The sequence below is a fragment of the Moorena sp. SIO2C4 genome (assembly GCF_010672485.1).
GTDB lineage: Bacteria > Cyanobacteriota > Cyanobacteriia > Cyanobacteriales > Coleofasciculaceae > Moorena > Moorena producens.
This window is the reverse complement of the sequence record NZ_JAAHGN010000386.1, coordinates 1-6,480: the sequence shown is the minus strand read 5'-3', so window position 1 is coordinate 6,480 and position 6,480 is coordinate 1. Positions and strand designations below refer to the sequence as shown.

Genomic DNA, 6,480 nt, shown 5'->3' with positions numbered 1-6,480 from the left:
TTTGACTCCGAGAAAATGCGATCGCTAATTGAGGAGAAATTTGGTAGCTGGAAATCTACCTCTGCCCCAACACAGCCAAAGGTGCCAGACGCATCCCAGGCTCAGTTAGGGGGTATATTTTTTGTGGATCAACCTCAACTGACCCAAAGTTATATTCAAATGGGACATATCGGGGGCAAGCTCAATAGCCCTGACTACGCCGCCCTTTCTGTTTTAAATGAGGTGATGAATGGATTTGGGGGCAGACTATTTAACGAAGTGCGATCGCGTCAAGGTCTAGCTTACTCGGTCTACGGCTTTTGGAGTGTTCGCTATGACTATCCGGGTCTGTTTATTGCTGGGGGACAAACTCGCTCTGAAACAACAGTAGCCTTTATTAAATCGGTTCTAGATGAAATCCAGAAACTGCGCACTAGTCCAATTACCTCAGAAGAATTGGCTAAGGCAAAAGAAAGCGTTCTCAACTCCTTTGTATTCAATTTCCAGAAGCCAGAACAAACCCTATCTCGGCTGATGGGCTATGAATACTATGGCTACCCAGAGGATTTCATCTTCCGTTATCAAAAGGCAGTGACAGCTACTACGATTGAGGATATACAGCGGGTGGCGGAAAAGTATCTCAAACCCGATCAGATTGTTACGGTAGTTGTAGGCAATGCTTCCCAAATCAAACCAGCCCTGACTAGCCTTTCCGAGGAGGTCACCGTCTTAGATATTACCATTCCAGAACCACAAAACAGCTAGTATATCAGTATATCAATGGCAAATTGTTAATGGTTAATGGTTAATTAAGAAAAAATCGATTTACCATTTGCCTTGTAACATTTGCCATTTGCTATTGTCCATGCGTATTCTATTCCTACATCCCAATTTCCCTGCCCAGTTTCGCCACATAGCAACTGCTTTAGCTAAAGATAACCGCAACCAGGTTATGTTTGGTACCAGGCGCAAGGAAGGGCAACTGCCTGGAGTGGTAAAAGCTCTTTACAATACCTCTAGGGAAGTACGTCCAGAAACTCACCACTATGTTAGACCTTTAGAAAATGCCGTACTTCAGGGTCAAGCTGTCTATCGCTTAGCCAATCAGCTGAAGGCTAAGGGATTTGTTCCTGATGTGGTCTATGGTCATTCGGGTTGGGGACCAACGTTATTTATCAAAGACGCTTTCCCCCAAGCCAGATTACTGTGCTACTTCGAGTGGTTTTATCATGCCCATGGCACAGATGCTGATTTTGATCCATCTGAGCCCCTAAACGCTGACGATGAAGCCCGGATTCGGATGAAAAATGCCCCGATTTTGTTAGACCTAGCCAGTTGCGATCGCGGATTGTCTCCTACCTACTGGCAGCGCCAGCAATTTCCAGCCGACTTCCACAACAGAATTACCGTGCGTCATGATGGGGTAGACACCGAGTTCTTTAAACCCAATCCAGGGGCAAAGTTAGTACTAAAACGGATAAACTTAGACCTGTCTGAGGTGGAAGAACTGGTTACCTATGTAGCACGGGGCATGGAACCTTATCGAGGTTTTCCCCAATTGATCGAAGCAATCGGTATGCTTCAGCAGCGACGTCCTAAGTGTCATGCTGTGATTGTCGGGGAAAATCGGGTGGCTTATGGTAAAACCCTACCGGATGGCAAAACTTACAAAGACTTGATGTTAGAAAAAGTCCCTCTTGACCTAGACAGAGTCCACTTTACTGGTTTACTTCCTTACTCAGAATACTTACAAGTCCTTCAAGCTTCCTCTGTTCATATTTATCTCACCCGTCCTTTTGTTCTGTCTTGGTCGATGCTAGAATCCCTTTCTACAGGTTGTTTGGTAGTAGCGTCTGATACTCCCCCAGTGACAGAGGTGATTGAAGATGGGATTAATGGTTTGTTAGTAGACTTTTTCTCGCCAGAGGAAATCGCCGATCGGGTTGAGGAAGCTCTCGACCATCCAGAACAGATGGCTGGTATTCGCGCTAAGGCAAGGGAAACCATTCAACAAGGTTATGATTTAAATGAGTTATTATCCCAGCATTTGCAGTGGATACGAGAAAGTGGGTTGAAGGTTTAAGGTTGAAGGTGATCGGGTTGAAGGTTGAAGGTTGAAGGTTGAAGGTTGAAGGTGATCGGGTTGAAGGTTGAAGGTTGAAGGTTGAAGGTGATCGGGTTGAAGGTTGAAGGTGATCGGGTTGAAGGTTTAAGGTTTAAGGTTGAAGACCTAAACAGGATTAAATACTGTCAACGACCCAGCTTCTGGCGCACACGAGCTACAAACATATCCACCTCTGGTAACTTCAACTGAGTTGCTAACAAACCAAATATACCTAAACCTGCTAATCCAGCTAGACTCAATTGCAGCAATTTTACCCAAATAATACTGGTTTCTAATACTTGCTCACATCCCCAACTGACTCCCCAACTGGCGGCACCAGCGATTACACTACTTACTGCTAAACCGAGAATTGGCAACATCCATTCTTGCCAAGGTAAGCCATTTAGCCTGCGGTTCAATATCCATAACAGCACTACCATGGAAAAGGCATTCACACCAATGGTGGCAAATACAATACCGGGTGTGCCAAAGGTATCGATTAGAAAATAATCTAGTACAGCATTGAGAAGAATATTAATCACACTCAGACGAAAGGGTGTCTGTCCATCTCCTAAACCATAAAATACCCGCACTAGCACATCCCGTCCCAAGTAGACAAACATGCCCATCCCATAAGCCATGAGCACTGATGCTACTAACCGAGAGGCATTAGCATCAAAGGCTTGACGCTGATACACTACCTGCACGATGGGCATGGCTAAGGTCACCATCAATGCACTTAAAGGTAACATTGTCAAGGCACTGAGCAGAATTCCCTGGCGAATCCGTTGCTTGAGTTCTGGCCAATTTTCGGGAGCGGCTAGTCGGGAAAATACAGGCAGTAGAGGAACTAGAATAACATTGGAGATAATGCCTAGGGGGGTATTCACTAAAAGATTGGCATAGTTTAAGCTAGCAGCAGCAGCATCGGCTTGGGGGAGGAAGGAGGCAAAGAATAAGTCGGTGTAGACATTAATATGCAGCATCCCAGAGGAAAAGGTGGCCGGAGCCATGACCTGCATCACGTCTTTGACTCCAGGGATACCCCAGTTAAATCGTAGGCGTATTTTACCTAGGCCACTGCGCCACTGAGCGATTTGCTGCACTACCCATTGAAGAGTTGCTCCAGCAAGGGTACCCCCAGCTAAGACAATCCCACCGATCATGGCAAAATCGGGATTACTAATTTCTTTGCCCAACTGTAGGGCTAATATTCCTAAGCCAACAATGACGGTGATGCTGGAAAATAAGGGACTGACGGCAGGTAGCCAGTATTGATCGCTAGCATTGAGGGTACCAAAGCCAATGCCAATTAATCCGGCTAGCACTGCCATGGGTGCCATAATCTGTAATTGCCGGATTGCGATCGCTCTAACTTGTAACCCTTCTGGAGTATCCTGAAACCCTGGTGCTAGAACATCAATTAAGACCGGAGCAAATAGCACTAGAGCAATGGTTACTAGTAACAGGATGCACGCGACTAAGGTAGTTACTGTTTCCACCAGCCGTGGGGCTTCTGATTTATCTCGTTTAGCGAGAACACTAACTAAGGCGCTATGAAAAGGTCCGTTAATGCCACCGAGGAGGATTAATAAAAAGCCGGGGATCACGTAAGCATAGCTGTAGGCATTGATAACCGGACCAACTCCAAAGGCTGCTGCCATGGCTTGTTGGCGGACTAAGCCAAATACTTTACTAATAATGGTGGCTACTGCGACAATCCCGGCAATGCCAGCTAGGGAACGAGTGGTTTTCTGGTTTTCAGACACAAATGGTTAATAAAATCAATAGTTAACTTGCTTATTTTATAAGGATCCCTTGTTGTTGACCCTTGACAGTTGACGGTTGCTAGGGTGTAGCAGCTAGCTTGGTTTTATCTAAGTGCCTTTCAGGGTGTTATCACCCTACTAAAAAGGTTTGTTATTCCTTTAGATTAAACCATGACTACAGACTTTTTTTATGCTAATTTACCCCTTTTAGAAAACTTCATCGATATTACTGACTCTCAGAATTTTAAATCGGTTCCCAGGGATTGGTATGTTGTAATTAGCGATATTATTGGTTCGACTCAAGCTATCGAATCAGGACGCTACAAAGAGGTTAACCTATTAGGAGCCTGCTCCATTGTCGCTGTTTTAAATATAGCAGGTAATTTAGACATTCCTTTTGTATTTGGGGGAGATGGTGCAACTCTGTTGATTCCTCCTTCTCTGTTTGCCCTTGCTCGGGAAGCGTTGTTAGCGACTAGTCAGCTAGCCAGGGGAGAATTTGGGATGGAATTGCGGGTGGGTGCAGTACCTATGTCTGATGTGAGAGTTAATGATTATGATGTTAAATTAGCGAAGCTCAAGGTATCTGAAAACTATTATCAGGCTATATTTACTGGAGATGGTTTGACTTATGCTACTGAATTGATTAAACATTCAAATACGAGTCAATTCTACCTTTACCAAAACCCTACTGATAAGGCTAAAGCTGATTTGTCTAATTTAGAGTGTCGCTGGCAAGACATTCCTAGTAAATATGGTGAAACGATCAGCTTGATTGTCAAAGCAACGTCTAATCAACAAAATTTAGCTAATTTAACTTATCGAGCAATTATTGAAAAAATTGACACTATTTATGGAAGTGAAGAGGTTTTAAATCCAGTTGATGAAAACTATTTAAATCTAGGGTTTAGTTATCAAAACTTAAGTCCTGAAACTCGCCTGTGCGCCCAGTCGAATAAGCTGAGCCATAGGATGCTCTATTTTGCTAAAATCTGCTTGGAAAATCTCTTGGGCTGGTTGTTGATGAAGTTAAAGGTGACATTACCAGATGGAGACTGGGGAGCCTATAAACTAAATGCGATCGCAGCAACGGATTACAGAAAGTTTGATGATATCTTGCGCATGGTTATTGCTGGCAATGAAGTACAACGAAAACAATTAACAGACTATTTGGAAAAGAATTATAAACAAGGTAAGTTAGTGTATGGTCTGCATATTTCAGACCGAGCACTGATGACCTGTCTGGTATTTGAGCGCCATGGACGCCAAGTACATTTTGTGGATGGTGCAGACGGAGGCTACGCTGTAGCTGCGAAAGATATGAAAGATAGACTTAAGCTGATAGCTGATAGCTGATAACTGATAGCTGATAACTGATAGCTAATAACTGATAGCTAATAACTGATAGCTAATAGCATGATAGGGAATAATTACACTGGCTTAATAGTAACGTCTTCATAGTCAGCATATCTAATAATAAAGCATTTTGCCCCAATAGTGATTTGGGCAATCTGGGATGAAAGCTTACACAATCCATCCCTGACTTCTAGATTTGGACAGTGGATGATTAAGCTATCAGTAGCAGTAACCCACTCTAGTTTACAGAGTTGAGTTAGAGGAATTTCTGTCTTAATTTGGCTTAGTCCTTGACTCAGTTGTTTAAATTTCTGTAGCCATTGGGACTCTTGCAAATTTTTCTCTAGCTTGCTTTTTAATGGATCTTCTTCTTGATTAGTCATGATAGCATGATAGGATTTTTTATCGTGTTAACAGTCAGCAGTCAGCAGTCAGCAGTCAGCAATCAGCAATCAGCAGTCAGTAGTCAGCAGTCAGTAGTCAGCAGTCAGCAGTCAGCAGTCAGCTTATTTTATTCAAAAGCACCTCAGGTAGTGTGGCACAGGCTTCGACGCATAGGACCTAACCCATAAGCTGATAGCTGATAGCTGATAGCTGATAGCTGATAGCTGATAGCTTACCTTATTATGATATCCTCAATTATCCTGGAATAATTCAGCAACTTTCCCCCTGAAACCCTCAACGTTCAACGGTAATTTGCTTATAAGCTGTTTCAAGATTATCCTTGTATAATCCTTGAAATTTATAATTCTTATAAGCAGCAGGTATTTGGGAATAGTTGGCCAGCACTTGTTCTTGAGTCAGAGACTTTTCTTTCCAAGTCAATGCCAATTTTTCCAGTTGCTCTAAGTAAGTCTTTAAGGTGTCTAAGCCACTGCTATCGGTAATCGGACCTTGACACTCCCACCGCTAAATCGTAGATTATAGCGGGGGATTCTTAAGAGCATAAAACCCTTAACGGCTGAGCCAAACAGCCTCTAAACCCTCCAATAAAATCATCAGGCTTACTTGTATGTTTACGAATTATGTTTAATGCTCCGTTGCAATCAGCGTTGATCAACCAACCTTTACTAGTGCGGTATAATCCACGCTTTATTCTTTTACCGCTGAATGTGTAACTTTTTGGGTTATCAGCATTCCATACTGGTAATTCATCCTTATCCAAGCTAGACGCTTTACTGGTGTAAGATTCTTCTTGCTCAACTAATTCAATCCCATACCGCTGACAGAGGCTTTCCAGCTTGTCCTTAAACGTATAAATCGGAATCTGGG

8 protein-coding genes are annotated in these 6,480 nt (G+C 43.2%); 4 read left to right on the top strand and 4 right to left on the bottom strand.

Translation table 11 applies throughout. The features are described 5' to 3' along the window. Together F6K20_RS19695 and F6K20_RS19690 are read left to right on the top strand one after the other, a co-directional pair. Window positions 1-744 (top strand): M16 family metallopeptidase (locus F6K20_RS19695; protein WP_287295741.1); only part of this gene is annotated, 744 nt, incomplete at its 5' end. Between the two features lie 100 nt (window positions 745-844). After that, window positions 845-2,062 (top strand): glycosyltransferase family 4 protein, encoded by a 1,218-nt coding sequence (locus F6K20_RS19690; protein WP_287295739.1) that lies wholly within the window; start codon window positions 845-847, stop codon window positions 2,060-2,062. A gap of 167 nt (window positions 2,063-2,229) precedes the next feature. Here the strand turns inward: F6K20_RS19690 and murJ are convergent, their stop codons facing one another. Then, window positions 2,230-3,852, bottom strand: coding sequence for a murein biosynthesis integral membrane protein MurJ (gene murJ, locus F6K20_RS19685; protein WP_008180604.1), 1,623 nt, complete (start codon window positions 3,850-3,852; stop codon window positions 2,230-2,232). A gap of 171 nt (window positions 3,853-4,023) precedes the next feature. On the opposite strand from murJ, the gene F6K20_RS19680 reads away from it, so the two are divergent. Continuing rightward, window positions 4,024-5,208 carry a DUF3095 domain-containing protein gene (locus tag F6K20_RS19680; protein ID WP_287249438.1) on the top strand — a complete coding sequence of 395 codons (1,185 nt, stop codon included), beginning with the start codon at window positions 4,024-4,026 and terminating at the stop codon, window positions 5,206-5,208. 74 nt (window positions 5,209-5,282) lie between these two features. On the opposite strand, the gene F6K20_RS19675 is transcribed toward F6K20_RS19680, so the two are convergent. After that, window positions 5,283-5,591, bottom strand: coding sequence for a hypothetical protein (locus F6K20_RS19675; protein ID WP_287249440.1), 309 nt, complete (start codon window positions 5,589-5,591; stop codon window positions 5,283-5,285). A gap of 24 nt (window positions 5,592-5,615) precedes the next feature. Between F6K20_RS19675 and F6K20_RS19670 the strand changes: the two genes are divergently transcribed. Beyond that, a complete protein-coding gene (locus tag F6K20_RS19670; protein WP_287295738.1) occupies window positions 5,616-5,780 on the top strand; it encodes a hypothetical protein in 165 nt (54 codons plus the stop codon). A gap of 106 nt (window positions 5,781-5,886) precedes the next feature. Here F6K20_RS19670 and F6K20_RS19665 read toward each other — a convergent pair whose 3' ends face one another. Both F6K20_RS19665 and F6K20_RS19660 read right to left on the bottom strand, forming a co-directional pair. After that, window positions 5,887-6,033 (bottom strand): hypothetical protein, encoded by a 147-nt coding sequence (locus F6K20_RS19665; RefSeq protein WP_154659697.1) that lies wholly within the window; start codon window positions 6,031-6,033, stop codon window positions 5,887-5,889. A 112-nt stretch (window positions 6,034-6,145) separates the two neighbouring features. Further along, the coding region (locus F6K20_RS19660; protein ID WP_287295737.1) for a zinc ribbon domain-containing protein at window positions 6,146-6,480 on the bottom strand (335 nt) is incomplete at its 5' end.

Bases quoted from the DNA above. Each gene is read 5' to 3' on its own strand.
- F6K20_RS19675 (WP_287249440.1), bottom strand. From the start codon at position 5,591: ATGACTAATCAAGAAGAAGATCCATTAAAAAGCAAGCTAGAGAAAAAT.
- F6K20_RS19690 (WP_287295739.1), top strand. From the start codon at position 845: ATGCGTATTCTATTCCTACATCCCAATTTCCCTGCCCAGTTTCGCCAC.
- F6K20_RS19680 (WP_287249438.1), top strand. From the start codon at position 4,024: ATGACTACAGACTTTTTTTATGCTAATTTACCCCTTTTAGAAAACTTC.